Below are 13359 nucleotides of genomic sequence, written 5' to 3'. Positions count from 1 at the left end.
TCTTTTGACCTTCAGGCAAACGCCGCCACCAAATCCTCTTCAAAGGCCTTTTGCGCATCCCCCGGTACCTGGGCGCGATGGCGGGCCAGGTGGAACGCCACGTCGAAACTCATATCGGCACGGCGCACGGCCCGCAGCAATCCTTTGTCTTCCCAGCTACGGGCAAAGTGATTGGGTAGATAACCGACGTGCTTGCCGGAAAGAATGAAGGCGAGGGTGCCTTCGACTTGCTCCGAGCGCGCCGAACACATCTTCCCCTGGAAGGGCTCGTCGCTGCGCAGGAAGCGGTAAGGGTGATCGACCCGATCGCAAGCCTGTAGCGCTTGATCGTCAGGCGCATCACTGGTGAACAACGGATGGCCGGCGGCGCAATACAAGTGCTGGGTTTCGGTAAACAGTTCGCGGTAGTCAAAAGCGCTTTGCACTTGTGAGAAATAGCCGATCGCCAGGTCCAGTCGTTGTTGCAGCAGCAACCGTTCCATTTCGCCGGGCATGGCGCTGATCAACTCGATACGTACCGATTCGTCCCGTTCACGAAAGCGCCGGATCGCATCGGCCACCTGTTGCAGCACGGATTGATCGAGTGCTTCGGACAGCCCCAGATGAACCTCGCCGATCAAACGCCCGGCCACACCATTTGATTGATGGCGGAAGGCTTCGATGGACTCGAACAGGCTACGAGTCGCGTTGAGCAGTTGTTCACCCTTGGGCGTGATCTTGAAACCACCCTTGCCGCGACTGCACAGGCGATAGCCGAGTCGGGTTTCCAGTTTGGCCATTTGCTGGCTGATGCTCGACTGGCTCAAGCCCAGCTCACCTTGGGCCGCGCTGAAGCCACCGCACTCCACCACGTTGACGAACAGGCGCAGCAGTTGCAGATCGAGATCGTGTAGCTGGCCGAGCATTAAACATTACTCCTGGGTAAAGTCAGGATAACTAACTTGATATTTTTCCAATGTATCCGACGACGCATTCTGCATCCACTTCCTCTGGTCAGGTGTTCCGTCATGGCTCCTATATTCACGCTGTGTTTACCCGCGCTGTTTCTCGCCATGGCCGTATCGGCCCAAGCCGAGGAAAAAGTCGTCAATCTCTACAGTTGGGCTGATTACGTGGCGCCGGAAACCTTGCAGCGGTTCGAGCAGGAAACCGGCATCCATGTGCGTTACGACACGTTCGACGCGCCGGAAGTGCTCGAAACCAAACTGCTCACCGGTGGCAGCGGTTATGACGTGGTGGTGCCGTCGTCCAGCGCACTGGCCCGTGGATTGGCGGCGGGTGCGCTGAAGGCGATTCCCCACGATGGCCTCAAAGGCTACGCCAACCTTGATCCGGACCTGCTGGAAAAACTCGCGGCGGTCGACCCAGGCAACCAATATGGTGTGCCCTACACTTGGGGCACATTGGGGCTCGGGATGAACGTCGAAGCGGTGCAGAAACGTTTGCCGAACGTGCCGCTCAACAGCCTGGACCTGCTGTTCAAACCGGAGTACGCCAGCAAACTGAAAGACTGTGGCATCGCGATCATTGATTCGCCTCAGGAAGTGATCGGTCTGGCGTTGCACTATCTGGGTAAAGATCCCTACAGCACTGACAAGAACGATCTCGACGCCGCGCAAACGTTGTTACATCAATTACAGCCTTCGGTGCTGTACGTCGCCAGCGGACGGCAGATCAACGATCTGGCCAACGGCAGCGTCTGTCTGGTGCTGGCTTACAACGGTGATGCCAGCATGGCCGCCGATCAGGCGCGCAAGGCCAACAAACCGTACGAAATCGCCTACCGGATTCCGAAGGAAGGCACGATCGTGTGGCAGGACAACCTGGCGATCCCCAAGGACGCACCACATCCCGAAGCCGCCCGCCAGTTCATTGAGTTCATGCTGCGCCCGGAATCCGTCGCAGCGCTGACCAACACCTTGTTCTATGCCACTGCCAACCAGGCCGCAACGCCGCTGGTCGATGAGGCTGTGCGCAACGATCCAGACATCTACCCGCCTGCCAGCGTACGCGATCTGCTGTACGCCGACCGCAGCATGAGCCTCAAGGACATGCGCCAACGCACTCGCTTGTGGACCACTTTCCGTAGCCGCCAATAATAAGGAACCTGAGATGGACGTCCCGATGCAAAACGATCAGGCCATGACCCGCGACAGCCTCTATGGCACCGCCGCCGAAAGTACCTACGCCGGTATCACCAGTTTCATGCGTCGACGCTACAGTCGCGACTTGCGCGGCGTCGACGTAGCGGTCAGCGGTGTCCCGTTCGACACTGCCACCAGCAACCGTCCTGGTGCGCGTTTCGGACCACGCGGCGTACGTGCCGCGTCCACCGGGATTGCCTGGGAACGCCACTGGCCGTGGGCCTTCGACCCCTTCGACCATCTGGCGGTCATCGACTACGGCGATTGCGACTTCGATTACGGCACACCGCAGTCGGTGCCGGAAAGCATCGAAGCCCATGCCGAACACATACTCAACGCCGGTAGCGCGATGCTGACGTTCGGCGGGGATCACTTCATCACGTATCCACTGCTCAAGGCCCATGCGCGTAAACATGGTCCGCTGTCGTTGATCCACTTCGACGCCCACAGCGACACCTGGCCGGACGAAGACGGCAAGCGCGTCGATCACGGCACGATGTTCTGGCACGCGGCCAAGGAAGGGTTGGTGGATCCGTCGCGTTCGGTGCAGATCGGTTTGCGCACCACCAATGACGATCACCAGGGCTTTCAAGTGCTGGATGCGCGGCAAGTGCATCGACGTGGTGTTGATGCGATCGTCGAGGCCATTCGGGCGCGGGTCGGTGATAACCCGGTGTACCTGACGTTCGACATTGATTGCCTTGATCCGGCTTTTGCTCCAGGCACCGGAACGCCGGTGTGCGGCGGCTTGAGTACGGTGCAGGCGCTGGAGATTCTGGGCGGTTTGCGCGGGATTAATCTGGTGGGGATGGACGTCGTGGAAGTGGCGCCGGCCTACGACAGTGCGGACATTACCTCACTGGCCGCGGCGACGTTGGCGATGGAAATGCTGTGCCTCTATGCAGCGAAGCATAAGGTCGACCGGTAACACACAAACCAAAAAATGTGGGAGCGAGCTTGCTCCGGGCGGCGTTCCGACGATAGCGGCCTTACATTCAACACATCTGTTGCATGTGCCGGCCTCATCGCGAGCAAGCTCGCTCCCACAATTGATCTGTGTCAGGCCACTGGGATGATCGGCAGATCCAGGGTTTCAGCGCCGGTAAATCGCGCCATCGACCCGGCAATGGATTCATGGGGCACGCCCATTGCCATAGCACTGACACCATCAAGCCGCGACAACTGTTCAGCACTCAATTGCACATTCAACGCACCCAAGGTCGCATCCAGTTGTTCACGGGTGCGCGAGCCGAGTATCGGAATCAGCGCCGTGGTCGAACGCTTGGCTTTTTCCCGCAGCCAGGCAATGGCCACGTGCGTCGGGCTGGCGCCCAGTTCTGCGGCGACGGCCAGCAAAGTGTCGAGCAGGGCGGTTTCACGGGCACTTTTCTCGGCGTGGATCAGCATGCCGAGTTTGGCGGCGCGGTTGTCGCCATCGTTGGTGCGGTACTTGCCGGTGAGGAACCCGCCACCCAACGGTGACCATAATGTAGCGGCCAGGCCCAAGGCTTCGGCCATCGGCAGTTGTTCACGTTCGGCCGTGCGTTCGGCGAGGCTGTATTCCACCTGAATCGCAGCAATCGGTGAGAAACCACGAATCTCGGCCAGCAAATCGGCCCGAGCGATGCGCCACGCCGGGAAGTTCGACAGCCCGGCGTAATGAATCTTGCCCGCGCGCACCAGATCGTCGAAACCACGCAGGATTTCTTCCATTGGCGTCACGCCATCGCTCATGTGGGCCCAGAACAGGTCGATGTGGTCGGTGTTAAGTCGTTTCAGGCTTTCTTCCACGGCGCGAACCATGTTCTTGCGGTTGTTGCCGGTGTGGGAAATGCCCGCAGCCGGCGTGGTCCCCAGGGTGTATTTGGTGGCGATGACCAGGCGATCCCGTTCCGCTGCGATGAACTCGCCGAGCATGGCTTCCGACTGGCCGGCCTGATAGCCGTTGGCGGTGTCGATGAAATTGCCGCCGACCTCCAGGTAGCCATCAAAAATGCGTTTGGCTTCGTCGCGCTCGGCGCCATGGCCCCAACCGGTGCCGAAATTGCCGGCGCCCAGCGCCAGTTCCGAGACCCGCAAGCCGGTTTTGCGGCCGAAGACTTTGTAATGCATGGGATGACTCCTGAAGGAAAAGACGTGGGGTCGAATATAAATGTCTGTCGACATGTATTTAATATGATGTGAGTAATATTCGCCATCAAGACGCTTTTCCGTTCGCAAGAGAAAGGCCGACCACTGGCCTCATTGCTACTGCCACTTTCTGACAGGGTCGTCTGCTAAGCTCCGACAACTTTTACGGACAGAGCCTGCCAATCGTGTCGCGTACCACTCGTTTACTGACCTTGTTGCAAGTGCTGCGCGGCAAAAGTCGTCCGGTGACCGCGGCGACGCTTGCCGGCGAATTGGAGATTTCTGAACGCACGCTGTACCGCGACATCGCCGAACTCACCGCCCTTGGCGCGCCAATCTACGGCGAAGCGGGGATCGGTTACGTGCTGCGCAGCGGTTTGTTTCTGCCGCCGTTGATGCTCAACGCCGATGAAACCGAAGCCATCGTGCTGGGGTTGCGCTATGTGGATCAGCGTGGGGATGAGGTGTTGAGCAAGGCTGCGGCGGATGCGCTGGCCAAGATTGCGGCGGTATTGGCGCCTGAAGCGCTGGACGCGTTACGCAATCCGACGATGTTGCCGGGACCGCCCGGCTATGGCTTTGCGCCCAACGCCGTGCCACTGAATGTATTTCGCCAGGCCATCCGCGATCAGGCCAAGCTGCACATCGATTACGCGGACGCCAACCAGGTGCCGAGTCAGCGGCTGATCTGGCCGCTGGCCCTGGGGTTTCTGAACGAGGTGCGAATCATCGTCGCCTGGTGTGAATTGCGCAGCGCCTATCGCACCTTTCGCACTGACCGGATCTCGGCAGCGAACGAGCAGGGCGAGCGTTATCCGGGGCGGCGCAGCGACCTGCTGCGCACCTGGCGCAAGCAGATGCAACTGGACGAAGCAGGGCGCTTCACTCCTGACAAGAACTGACACAGGCTTGTTTTAGCATGGCTCCAGACTCAACAAACAAGGAGCCGTAACCATGTCCAATCCCGCCTCTTCACTGGCACCCGCCATCGCCGCCTACATTGCTGCCGCCAATGCCCGCGACACCTCGCGGGTCGCCAGTTTTTTCGCTGAGGATGCCAATGTGTTCGATGAAGGCCAGCACCAGGTCGGTACTCAGGCCATCGCGCAATGGATGCAAGACACCGCCCAGCGTTACCAGCCACGGGTTGAAGTGCTCGACGTGCAACTGCGCACCGGCAAAGTGCTGGTACATAACCTGATCTCCGGAACGTTTCCGGGCAGCCCGCTAGAATTGCGCTACATGTTTCGCCTGAATGAACAGGGCAAGATTGCCAGGCTAGACATCTCCCTCTAACCACATGGGAGCCTCTGTAGCAGATGGCGAAGCCTGCGTTCGGCCGCGAAGCGGTCGCCATCGAAATCCAGGATCTTGCTGATTTACCGCGTTTTCCGATTTACGACCGCTCCGCGGCCGAACGCAGGCTTCGCCAGCTGCTACATGGACGTATACTGCCGCGCATGAATGTCGACTCCCCCTTAAGCGCCTGGCAACACGCCATCGAACAGAAAGGCTTCGTCCAGGACGAAGCCCAGGAACATGCCGTGTGGGCGCTGCAGAAATGCTACGAGGCGCTGCATGAAGGGCGCACGCCGATCACTGGCGTGTACCTCTGGGGCCCGGTCGGGCGCGGCAAGACCTGGTTGATGGACCAGTTTTACCAAAGCCTGAAGGTCCCGGCCCGTCGCCAACACTTTCACCACTTTATGGGTTGGGTGCATCAGCGTTCGTTTCAGCTGACCGGCACAGCCGACCCGTTGAAGGCGCTGGCTCGCGAACTGAGCGAGGAAGTGCGGGTCCTGTGCTTTGACGAATTGTTCGTCAACGACATCGGCGACGCCATCATTCTCGGGCGTTTGTTTCAGGTGATGTTCGAGCAGGGCGTGGTGGTGGTCTGCACCTCCAATCAGCCACCGGACCAGCTGTACGCCGATGGCTTCAACCGCGACCGGTTCGTGCCCGCCATCGAGGCCATCAAGAAACATATGCAGGTGATTGCGGTGGATGGAGGTGAAGATCATCGCCTGCACCCGGGCAAAGGTTTGCAACGTTACTGGGTGGTGGCACCGGGGCAACCCAGCGCTCTGGGTGAAGTGTTCAACGCATTGACCGTCGGACAGTCGGTGTCCAGTCACCCGATCAAGGTCGGCTACCGCTCACTCAATGTCGTGCAGGCCAGTCCAACCGTACTCTGGACTCGTTACGCCGATCTCTGTGAACAGCCGTTTGCCGCCATGGATTTCATCGCCCTGTGCGACACCTTCAGCGCTATTCTGTTGAGTGACGTGCCCGACCTCAGCGCGCAAAAACGCGAGGGGCGCATCGCCCGAGGCACTGAAGACGGCGTCGAGCGGGTGGTTGCGGGTGATCGCGAGTTGCCACAATTGTCGGTGCATGACGACGGTGTACGGCGTTTCATCGCCCTGGTGGACGAGTGCTACGACCGCAAGGTGCCGCTGTGCCTCGAGGCGCAGGTGCCCATGGAATCGTTGTACACCGAAGGTTATCTGGAGTTTCCGTTCCGCCGCACCCTCAGCCGTTTACAGGAAATGCAGCTGCAACGTTTCGCCGAAGCTTGAACAAGGAGCCGCGAACATGAATCAGCCTTTGTCGCACCATTTGCTGACCATGGCCTATCAGAACGCCTGGGCCAATCATCGACTCGCCAAGGCCTGGAGCCAGTTGAGCCCGGCCGATCTGGCGGCACCGCGGGTCAGCTTCTTTCCCAGTCTGCGCGCCACCCTCAATCACATCCTGACCTGCGACTGGTTTTACGTGGATGCGCTGGAGCGGGAGTTGCGTGGCGATGACCCGCATCCCGAATGCTATGTGTTTTTCAGCCAGGACGAGCCGTTTACGCACGCAGTAGACCTCAAGCGCGAGCAAACGCTGGTAGACCGGCGATTGATCGCCTACTGCGAGCAAATGCGCGACGCCGACCTCGGCAAGATCGTGACCGTCGCCCGGGACACGCCGCAATATGAGAGCCGCGTACGCATGCTCTCCCATCTGTTCGAGCACCAGATTCATCATCGCGGGCAGGTTCACGCCATGCTCAGCGGCACCTCGGTCAAACCACCGCAACTGGACGAGTTTTTCTGTGCCGGTGAGTCAGGCTTGAGGGCTGAGGATTTTGCCGAGCTGGGGTGGACCGAGGCGCTGATCTGGGGCGCTTGAGCGAAAAATTACAGCAGGATCGGGTTGTCGACACGGCTGTGCCCGCGATATTGTCGGTCGGCCCTTCAATGCGAGATGCACTGGGGCAACTTAATGTGTGAACGAGGGTGGAAATGGAATCCGAAGAAATTCTTGTGCTTCAGGCCAGTTACACCAATCCGGTGCATGCCGAGGCTATTGGGTTGTTGCTAAATGCGTACGCCGAAGACCCGATGGGTGGCGGCCACTCGTTGCCCGCCGACTTGTTGAAGCAACTGCCGGCGGAACTGGCCAAACGTCCCCACGCGTTCAGCGTTCTGGCGTTTGTCGGTGGCGAGCCGGCCGGGTTGGTCAATTGCTTTGAAGGTTTCTCGACCTTCGCCTGTCGACCGCTGGTCAACGTGCACGATGTGGTGGTGGTGAAGAAGTTTCGCGGCTTGGGGTTGAGCCAGAAAATGCTGCAAAAGGTCGAGGACATCGCTCGCCAGCGCGGTTGCTGCAAAATCACACTGGAGGTGCTGGAAGGTAATGCAGTCGCCCAGGCTTCCTATGGCAAGTTCGGTTTTGCCGCAGGCATGTTCGACCCGGCGCACGGTCGAATGCTGTTCTGGACCAAGGCGCTTTAAGGTATTACGAGCAAAGAAAAAGGGCGTCCATCAGGACGCCCTTTGTCGTTACGGTTTGTAGTGCTCTGTCACTTGCGCAGTTTGATCATTCGGAACCCTGATTTCAGTGGTGTTGCTGGCGTTACTTTGATTCGCCTCCTGGCTCAGCCGCAGGCTCTCAAAGTAATACCGCATGCGTTCAGCGCCACCTTCGGCAAATGCAGCGGTTGAACTGAACATCATCAGGCCGGCGAGGATCATGGTTGTACGTTTCATGGTGTGCCCCACTACGAGTTGTCGGGTCCTTTCGTCCATGAAGCAATGTCGAAGGGACATTATCCGCCGATTCCGTTAAATGGGAATTGCCTGCGCCTAGAGCTTCCAGTCCAGGCTCAGGGTCACCGTGCGCGGGTCCCCCCAGAACACACCGTTATAGAACCCGACGTTGTCGTAATACTTCTTGTCGAACAGGTTATCGACGTTCAGCGAGGCGGACAGGTGCTTGTCGAACTCATAACGCGACATCAGTTTGACCACGGTGTAGGCCTCCTGCCGGATCTTGGTCCTTTCGGTGATCACCAAACCGTCGGCGCTACGTCCCACCGGGCGGCTGGCGGCGCGGAACACATCGCTTTGCCAGTTCACCGCGCCACCCACGGTCAGTGCCTGCCAGTCGCCGGGCAGACGATAGGCCGTGGAGAGCCGGAACATATTCAGCGGCTGGTTGGTATTGGCGCGTTTCTTTTCGCCATTCGCCGAGTGGGTGTAGGTGTAGCCGGCCGTCATGTTCCAGCCGGCCATGACCTCACCTGAGAGCTCGGCTTCGAAACCCTGAACCTTGTTGCCTTTGCCGCCTGACTTGTAGAACTCCTTGCCGGTGACCGGGTCCGGTGGCACCGAGTCGTCGAGTTCGGCAACGTTGTCCTGTTTACTCCAGAACAGCGCGGTGGCGAGGTTGAGGCGTTCTTCAAGCAGGCTGCCCTTGAGCCCCAGTTCATAGTTGCTGCCCACCACCGGTTCGAGGTATTTGCGATTGCTGTCGCGATTGTCTTGCGGGTTGAAGATGTCGGTGTAGCTGACATACGCCGTGTATTCGGGGGTGAGGTCGTAGAGGAGCCCGGCGTAGGGCGTCCACATGTCGTTGTGTTCCTGGCTGCTGGCATCAACGTCGTTCAGCTGCAGGTTGTCGTCGTACTTGTTGGTCTTGCTCGACACCTTCCAGCTGCCATAACGACTGCCGAGTACGGCGTGCAGGTCATCCGTCAGACTCAGGCGAGTGGCCAGGTAACCGGCCTTCTGGCGGGCACTGTCTTTTGAACCTGAAAGGCTGGTGACCGTGTCGGGAAACTTGGCGATGTCGCCCATGTATTTCCAGTCGCGGATGTTTTCGTAATCCGCCGCCCTGGGGCCGTCCACCATGTAGGGGGAATCTTCCCGGCGCTCGGCCTCGCCATAGCCGATCATCATTTCGTGTTCCCGCCCGAACAGCGAGTAGGGGCTGGCCACGTTGAAGTCATACGCCTCCATTTTTTGCGTACTGAGCATGTGGCTGACGTTGGCGCTCATGCCACTGCGATCTGCCTCAGGGAAACCCCCGCCGCCGTAGTAGATCTTGCCGTCGGTGTCGCTCTCGCGATGGGTGTAGGCGGCCTTGACGTGCCAGCCGGCACCCAATTGGTGTTCCAGTGTGGCGAACGCGGTTTTGTCCTTGAGCGGCCAGGAACTCCAGGACGTGGCCATGTTGGTGGAGCGTCCGAGGTTGGCCTTGCCACCGTCGGCGTTCCAGTACGGCACCGTGCCCCAGGACGTGCCCTGGACGTGTTTGTTCTGATAGTCGTAACCCACGGCCAACACGGTGTCATCGGTCAGGTCGGCTTCGAGAATCCCGTAGCCGACTTCACGTTGTTGCTGGTACTTGTCGCGGAACGAATCGCTGTCGCGATAGGCCAGCACGCTGCGTCCGCGCAAGCGGCCATCGAAAGCCAGCGGGCCGCCGACATCCAGATAACTGTAGTAGTCGTCATAACTACCACCGCTGACCCCGGTCTGGACTTGCCACTGCGACGTCGGCCGTTTACGCACCATGTTGATGGTGGCCGAAGGGTCGCCCGCGCCAGTGGTCAGGCCGGTGGCACCGCGAACCACTTCGATGCGGTCGTAGATGATGGTGTCGGAATCGGACTTCATGTAGCTGAAGGTGTTCAGCATGCCATCGATCTGGAAATTGGTGATCGAGTAACCCCGGGACGAATAGCTGACCCGGTCCGAATCGTTGTGCTGAACCACCACGCCGGTGGTCTGGCTCATGGCTTCGGACAGCGTACCGAGTTTGAAATCGTCCATTTGCTGGCGCGTGACCACGGACACCGATTGCGGCGTTTCCTTGATCGACAGGTTCAAGCGCGTGGCGGTACTCATGGCGCCGGTGGTGTACGACTCGGTGTTTTCGGTGGTGCTGCCCAAACCTTGGGCGGTCACATGGGTGGCGCCCAGTTCGAGGGTGCGGCCGGGTTCTTGATCAGGGCTGGTTTCGGCCAGCAGATCGGGGCACAGGGCGGCACCGCACAGGCCCAGGGTAAAGGTCATGGAACGGGTGATAGGCGCGAACATCGCAGCCGACTCCTTGTCTTCGAGGGAAAAATTCCGTTTGTTCAAAGACGAAGAGGGAAGGAGGGATTTATCGATTAACGAGAATTATTGTTATTTGTAGATGTTTCGGACAACGCAATCGCGCCATTGGCGCAGTGAAAAAGGGGCCGGAACCGGCCCCTGAAAGGATTACTACTGAACGACTGCCACCGCCTTGGGTTTCATCAGACTGAAGTCGATCAATGCCTTTTGCTCGCGCTCATAAGGATTGCCGATCATCAATGGTCGTGGCTTGAAACTGTCGCTGACCAGGCTCTTGCTGCGATCCAGTTCATCGAAGCTCAGACCCGCCAGATCAGCCCAGGTATGGATCAGGTGCGAGCTGCTGTAAGGCCGACCCAGATCACCGGCAAAGCTCCAGTCATGGTTTTCGCGCCATTTCGGCGAGGCCCAGGCCATGAACGGAATGGTGTACATCGGCGCCGTCGGTGTGCTTTCGTTGCGCCCAAGGGTGCTGTGGCCAGGAGAATCGAAAACGTCTTCACCGTGGTCGGAGAGGTACAGCAGGAACCCGTTCGGGTCAGATTTGGCGTAGTCCTTGATCAGGCTCGAAACCACGAAGTCGTTGTACAGCACCGCGTTGTCATAGCTGTTGTACGTCGGCACCTGATCGTCACGCACACCGTCCGGAACGCCTTTGCGGTCCTTGAACTTATCGAAGTTCGACGGATAACGGTATTGATAGCTCATGTGCGTGCCAAGCAAATGCACGACGATCAGCTTGCGCGGCGCAGCGTCGGCCAAGGCCTTGTTGAACGGCTCGATCACGTCGCCATCGTACTGGGCGGCATTCTGATTGCGATTGTTGTTCAGGTACACCTGTTCGTCGGCCTGCTCGGAGAAGGTCGTCAGCATGGTGTTGCGCTTGGTCATGGTCTGCTGGTTGGTGATCCAGAAGGTCTTGTAGCCTGCCTGTTTCATCATGCTGACCAGCGACGGGGTCGACAGATACAGGTCCGGGTTTTCTTCGTCGGCGAAGGTCAGAACCTGCTGCAACGCCTCGATGGTGTAAGGCCGCGGGGTGATGACGTTATCGAAGACCGCCAGTTGATCCTTGAGCTTGTCCAGCTCCGGGGTGGTTTCCCGAGGGTAGCCGTAGAGGCTCATGCGCTGACGGTTGGTGGACTCACCGATCACCAGCACCAGGGTCGCCGGCTGATTGGCCGCCGAATCTATGAGATTGTGCAGGGGAGGGATCTTGCTGGCGCTATTGAGCATGTCTTGCATACCGGCCAGGGTGTCGAGGTAGCGGTGATAGGCCACGGCCATCTGCCAAGGCACCGCGGGCTCGATGCGCGTTTCGAACTTCTCGAAACCGCCGGCAAGACTGCCGGTACGCGCGGTCTGCTTGATCAGCGGATAACCGACGACAGCGACCACAATCGCCGTTGCAGCCACCAGTGCCCGACCGCGAGGCATGTACACCGGGCGCAAGCGAGTCCAGAGGAAGTAAGCGAAAGCGGTGTGAGCGAGGAACGCCGCCACCATCCACCAGGCAAAGTACTGTGTCATGTACTCGCCGGCTTCAGAGATGTTCGACTCGAACATAATGAAGATGACGCTTTGGGAAAACTCCTGCTGATAGATGAAGAAGTAACCCAGGCTGGCCATTGAGCAGGCCCACAGCACCACACCGATCAGCGCAGCCATGACACGTGTTCGTTTGGGGAACAGCAGCATCGGCGCAAGCCAGATGGCGCTCATCACAAAGGCCTGGCGGAACCCGGTAAAACCGGAGGTGCCTGTTAGTTGGATCAGCAGTTGGGTAATGCCGGAAAAATACCAGAAGAACAGGAACAGCCAGAGAAATCCTGTCCAGTCGAAACCTTTCGCAGACGTATTGCTGCGTTTAAACAAAAGCATTCAGCGCTCCAGCCAATAATCACTTCCCCGCCGGGACATCAATGTCACCGACGAACGGGCGCCGCGCGGATACCGAACGGCCATAAGGCGCCGCAGTATCAAGAAACGGATGTGAAAACTTCGTGAGTTGCCGGGTTTGTCAAAAGGGGGATGGCGGGTCGGAAACAGCAGTGGGCTGCTTCCGAATCAAGCGAGGGGATCAGGCGTGAGGCACACGGTGAGTGACGGGCAAAGGCTGGGCCTGATTGCTTTGTGTCAACAAGCGCAATTGCGCGAGCTCCTGCTTCAACTGGTCGCGCTCGTCTTTCAACTGGCGCAATTCATCGCGACGGATCGTGACGTAAAGGGTTTGTGCTGGCAGTGCTGCGTGTACTGTGCCCATTGCTCACCTCGCAAATGGCTGTCTCAACTGTAAACCTGCCCCGAAATCGGGTGCTGACTTACTATCGGCGCTGATTTTGATTTCTTTTGCCCCAGAAGGGAACTTTTTTATTTTTTATGGTCGTTGTGTCTTCGGCGCGATTACCGACGTTATCAATCTGGATCGGGCACAATGCCCGGAAACTATGTGCCAACGCTCTGGACTAACCCTCAATAGTCGCGTTGGGCTATAACCTTTGACACACATTATTTGTAGTAGGGAGCATCAGAACATGCAACTCGGGATTATTGGACTGGGCCGCATGGGCGGAAATATTGCGCGGCGCCTGATGCTCAACGGTCATACCACCGTTGTTTACGACCGCAATACCGCCTTTGTCGACACCCTGGCCGCAGAAGGCGCCTCTGCCGTCATCGACCTGCCGGCGCTG

The 13359-nt window shown here is 58.8% G+C and carries 14 protein-coding genes; 8 read left to right on the top strand and 6 right to left on the bottom strand.

The window, feature by feature from the left end; all coding sequences use genetic code 11:
- Window positions 1-11: 11 nt before the first annotated feature.
- A complete protein-coding gene (locus WLY71_RS25630; protein WP_347805770.1) occupies window positions 12-905 on the bottom strand; it encodes a LysR family transcriptional regulator in 894 nt (297 codons plus the stop codon).
- A gap of 102 nt (window positions 906-1007) precedes the next feature.
- Between WLY71_RS25630 and WLY71_RS25625 the strand changes: the two genes are divergently transcribed.
- Together WLY71_RS25625 and speB are read left to right on the top strand one after the other, a co-directional pair.
- Window positions 1008-2099, top strand: coding sequence for an extracellular solute-binding protein (locus WLY71_RS25625; protein WP_347805769.1), 1092 nt, complete (start codon window positions 1008-1010; stop codon window positions 2097-2099).
- 13 nt (window positions 2100-2112) lie between these two features.
- Window positions 2113-3072, top strand: coding sequence for an agmatinase (gene speB / locus WLY71_RS25620; RefSeq protein WP_347805768.1), 960 nt, complete (start codon window positions 2113-2115; stop codon window positions 3070-3072).
- Between the two features lie 131 nt (window positions 3073-3203).
- Here speB and WLY71_RS25615 read toward each other — a convergent pair whose 3' ends face one another.
- Window positions 3204-4256, bottom strand: a complete 1053-nt coding sequence (locus WLY71_RS25615) for an aldo/keto reductase (RefSeq protein ID WP_347805767.1) — start codon at window positions 4254-4256, stop codon at window positions 3204-3206.
- A gap of 203 nt (window positions 4257-4459) precedes the next feature.
- Here WLY71_RS25615 and WLY71_RS25610 point away from each other — a divergent pair, with 203 nt between their 5' ends.
- From WLY71_RS25610 to WLY71_RS25590, 5 genes are all read left to right on the top strand, one after another.
- Complete coding sequence (locus WLY71_RS25610; RefSeq protein ID WP_347805766.1) at window positions 4460-5176, top strand: helix-turn-helix transcriptional regulator; 717 nt, start codon at window positions 4460-4462, stop codon at window positions 5174-5176.
- A 52-nt stretch (window positions 5177-5228) separates the two neighbouring features.
- The gene (locus WLY71_RS25605) at window positions 5229-5570 is read left to right on the top strand and encodes a nuclear transport factor 2 family protein (protein ID WP_007897370.1); all 342 of its coding nucleotides are present in this window, start codon (window positions 5229-5231) and stop codon (window positions 5568-5570) included.
- 164 nt (window positions 5571-5734) lie between these two features.
- On the top strand, window positions 5735-6853 hold the full coding sequence (zapE, locus tag WLY71_RS25600; RefSeq protein ID WP_347805772.1) for a cell division protein ZapE: 1119 nt from the start codon (window positions 5735-5737) through the stop codon (window positions 6851-6853).
- A gap of 16 nt (window positions 6854-6869) precedes the next feature.
- Window positions 6870-7451 carry a DinB family protein gene (locus WLY71_RS25595; RefSeq protein WP_347805765.1) on the top strand — a complete coding sequence of 194 codons (582 nt, stop codon included), beginning with the start codon at window positions 6870-6872 and terminating at the stop codon, window positions 7449-7451.
- 113 nt (window positions 7452-7564) lie between these two features.
- The gene (locus tag WLY71_RS25590) at window positions 7565-8056 is read left to right on the top strand and encodes a GNAT family N-acetyltransferase (RefSeq protein WP_347805764.1); all 492 of its coding nucleotides are present in this window, start codon (window positions 7565-7567) and stop codon (window positions 8054-8056) included.
- A gap of 48 nt (window positions 8057-8104) precedes the next feature.
- On the opposite strand, the gene WLY71_RS25585 is transcribed toward WLY71_RS25590, so the two are convergent.
- From WLY71_RS25585 to WLY71_RS25570, 4 genes are all read right to left on the bottom strand, one after another.
- A complete protein-coding gene (locus WLY71_RS25585) occupies window positions 8105-8311 on the bottom strand; it encodes a hypothetical protein (protein ID WP_347805763.1) in 207 nt (68 codons plus the stop codon).
- A gap of 96 nt (window positions 8312-8407) precedes the next feature.
- Complete coding sequence (locus WLY71_RS25580; RefSeq protein WP_347805762.1) at window positions 8408-10645, bottom strand: TonB-dependent siderophore receptor; 2238 nt, start codon at window positions 10643-10645, stop codon at window positions 8408-8410.
- A gap of 171 nt (window positions 10646-10816) precedes the next feature.
- Complete coding sequence (locus WLY71_RS25575) at window positions 10817-12547, bottom strand: phosphoethanolamine transferase CptA (protein ID WP_347805761.1); 1731 nt, start codon at window positions 12545-12547, stop codon at window positions 10817-10819.
- A 199-nt stretch (window positions 12548-12746) separates the two neighbouring features.
- Window positions 12747-12929: a DUF6026 family protein gene (locus tag WLY71_RS25570; protein ID WP_056739988.1), complete on the bottom strand. Its 183-nt coding sequence runs from the start codon at window positions 12927-12929 to the stop codon at window positions 12747-12749.
- 247 nt (window positions 12930-13176) lie between these two features.
- On the opposite strand from WLY71_RS25570, the gene WLY71_RS25565 reads away from it, so the two are divergent.
- Window positions 13177-13359 (top strand): NAD(P)-binding domain-containing protein (locus WLY71_RS25565; RefSeq protein WP_347805771.1); only part of this gene is annotated, 183 nt, incomplete at its 3' end.

The organism is Pseudomonas rossensis, assembly GCF_039888995.1.
Taxonomy (GTDB): Bacteria; Pseudomonadota; Gammaproteobacteria; order Pseudomonadales; family Pseudomonadaceae; genus Aquipseudomonas; species Aquipseudomonas rossensis.
The sequence above is the reverse complement of the archived record's forward strand: the minus strand, read 5'-3'. Positions and strand labels throughout refer to the sequence as shown.

Excerpts from the sequence above, each read along its gene's own strand:
- WLY71_RS25580 (WP_347805762.1), bottom strand. The coding sequence starts at position 10,645 with ATGTTCGCGCCTATCACCCGTTCCATGACCTTTACCCTGGGCCTGTGC.
- WLY71_RS25615 (WP_347805767.1), bottom strand. The coding sequence starts at position 4,256 with ATGCATTACAAAGTCTTCGGCCGCAAAACCGGCTTGCGGGTCTCGGAA.
- WLY71_RS25585 (WP_347805763.1), bottom strand. The coding sequence starts at position 8,311 with ATGAAACGTACAACCATGATCCTCGCCGGCCTGATGATGTTCAGTTCA.
- WLY71_RS25590 (WP_347805764.1), top strand. The coding sequence starts at position 7,565 with ATGGAATCCGAAGAAATTCTTGTGCTTCAGGCCAGTTACACCAATCCG.
- WLY71_RS25605 (WP_007897370.1), top strand. The coding sequence starts at position 5,229 with ATGTCCAATCCCGCCTCTTCACTGGCACCCGCCATCGCCGCCTACATT.
- WLY71_RS25630 (WP_347805770.1), bottom strand. The coding sequence starts at position 905 with ATGCTCGGCCAGCTACACGATCTCGATCTGCAACTGCTGCGCCTGTTC.
- WLY71_RS25570 (WP_056739988.1), bottom strand. The coding sequence starts at position 12,929 with ATGGGCACAGTACACGCAGCACTGCCAGCACAAACCCTTTACGTCACG.
- WLY71_RS25595 (WP_347805765.1), top strand. The coding sequence starts at position 6,870 with ATGAATCAGCCTTTGTCGCACCATTTGCTGACCATGGCCTATCAGAAC.
- speB (WP_347805768.1), top strand. The coding sequence starts at position 2,113 with ATGGACGTCCCGATGCAAAACGATCAGGCCATGACCCGCGACAGCCTC.
- WLY71_RS25625 (WP_347805769.1), top strand. The coding sequence starts at position 1,008 with ATGGCTCCTATATTCACGCTGTGTTTACCCGCGCTGTTTCTCGCCATG.
- zapE (WP_347805772.1), top strand. The coding sequence starts at position 5,735 with ATGAATGTCGACTCCCCCTTAAGCGCCTGGCAACACGCCATCGAACAG.
- WLY71_RS25575 (WP_347805761.1), bottom strand. The coding sequence starts at position 12,547 with ATGCTTTTGTTTAAACGCAGCAATACGTCTGCGAAAGGTTTCGACTGG.